This is a genomic window from Paenibacillus apis, assembly GCF_018333295.1.
GTDB classification, from domain to species: Bacteria; Bacillota; Bacilli; order Paenibacillales; family Paenibacillaceae; genus Fontibacillus; species Fontibacillus antibioticophila.
Map to the genome: position 1 here is coordinate 1 of NZ_BORS01000041.1, position 2,077 is coordinate 2,077.

At 49.7% G+C, this 2,077-nt stretch carries 1 protein-coding gene; it reads right to left on the reverse strand.

The genetic code is table 11. From position 1 onward, the window contains the following. Positions 1-89 precede the first annotated feature (89 nt). The gene (gene ltrA, locus KI362_RS25175; protein ID WP_301630980.1) at positions 90-1,472 is read right to left on the reverse strand and encodes a group II intron reverse transcriptase/maturase; all 1,383 of its coding nucleotides are present in this window, start codon (positions 1,470-1,472) and stop codon (positions 90-92) included. Positions 1,473-2,077: the final 605 nt, after the last annotated feature.

Below are 2,077 nucleotides of genomic sequence, written 5' to 3' on the forward strand. Positions count from 1 at the left end.
AATCGAGTAGGCCTATGCGCATGCGCATAGGCCTCTCACAGATCCGGACATGCGGGTCATCGCATCCGGCTCCTCCGTGTTTATCCCATCTAGGGATGAAGTTCTTTGTAAATCGCAAGAAGACTACACAGACCGATTTCTCCAAACCACTTATTTGGCATTGCATATTGGGCATAGGTGGAATGCGAACTTCTCCACGCTGTCATGCGTAGCCCCGGCATATCCTTGTTGTCCCATCCTCGTCTTCGCATTTCCCGATGTAGCTTTCTTATTTTCTTCCAGCTACGCAGTTGAACCGCTCGGAGACGTCTCCTGATCCAGGCATCTAGTTCTCGAAATCGACTATGTACGTCTCCTGTTCCGAAGTAGTTTGCCCATCCTCTTAGGTAAGGGTTGAGTACCTTCTTCACCAGTTCTTGTACATTGACGGTCTGATTTCGTTTTGTGATCTCCTTCACCCGCTCTTTGAATTTCGCCATAGCTTTGTCCGATGGCGTCATACGCTTTCCGGGTTTAAACTCATGACCCAGAAAGATAAATGACTCCCTCTTGCTATTGGCGATTTTCGTTTTCTCAGGATGTACTTTCAGCCCCATTTCTTTCTCCAGCAGCTTGATGACAGACCTCAGTACTCGCTCGGCGCCTTTCTGCGTCTTGCAACAAATGACGAAGTCATCTGCATAGCGTGTCAGGCGGTGCCCTCGCTCTGTCATTGCTTCATCCAACGGATGAAGATAGATGTTCGCTAGCAAGGGGCTAATAACCCCTCCTTGTGGCGTTCCTTGCTCGTTCATGCGAAAACTGCCGCCTTCCATGATTCCGCCTTTCAGAAATTTTTCCAGCAGAGATAGGACGCTTCCATCCACTACCGTTTCCTTCACCTTCGCAATAAGCCTTTCATGCGGGATGGTGTCGAAGTATGCTTTCAGATCCGCGTCAATGACGTACCGATATCCGTCTTCTAAATCCTGACGGATCTTCTGTAGTGCCATATGTGCACTTCTCCCAGGCCGGAATCCGAAACTGCAGTCCATGAATTTGGCTTCGAAGATGGGTTCCAGTATGCGCCGCGCTGCGGCTTGTACAACTCGATCTCCCACGCTGGGAATGCCTAGCGGTCTTTGCGTTCCGTCTGCTTTTGGGATGTACACTCGCCTAACCGGCTTTGGCCGATAGGTTTTGTTCTTCAGTGTCTGTTGAACCACTTCTAGATGGTGTTCCAACTCTGATTCAAATGCCTTTATGGTCATTCGATCGACTCCTGCCGCTCCACGGTTGCGCCTGACCTCCTTGAACGCTTCCTCCAGGTTTGGTTTTGCCCAAATTTTATCAATCAGGCTATACCACTTTCGTTCTTCTTGCTTCTTTACTCCTTCACGAGAGAGTTTGTCTTTCCCTTGTTCCTCCATGCCCGTTTCCCTTCCCTTGCAGATCCGCGGCTTGTAGCTTAGTTTTTTTTTTTTTTTCAGCAATCTCCGCGTCCCTTTTCAGTACTCGCCCCAGACGGCTTCTCCTTATGTTCATTCCCCGGGTCTACGCGCTTCTTGGCTCGCCGGCTCCTGTCTGGCACATGGTTTCCCTCAATCTCTCTTCTTCCACGGTTTCGGGCTTCGCACAAGTCTCCGCCTTTTGAGTCGAAGCTCGTATTGGCGATCTAAAAAAAAAACGCCAATTCACTTGCCTTTGCGGCCTTTCTGGCAAGCTTATTCACTACTATCCCTACGTCTGACTTCTCACCATTCATAGCTTCTTCCTCGATCCTCACGATCTTGAAAAAAAAAGTTTACCTCTGTCCGAGGAAATGATGAGATCTCCTTGGGTCACGATAACCAACTTTCCCCCGAATCCAGCTCCTCCTAACTTCCGAAGTCATTAGTGGTATTGGACATTCCCTTCTCTTGCAGGGTCATCCGACTTCGTCAGCCAACTTGGTTCGCCGCCTGTTCCGGGTTTTGCCTTCAGACCCTCCGCACACATCCTCACGGACTGCGCACTGTCTGTCAGCTATGCACTTCCGCCACTTCGCAGTATGCTAGAGACTTTCACTCTTTAGTTGGTTACGCTGCCAAGCGCACAA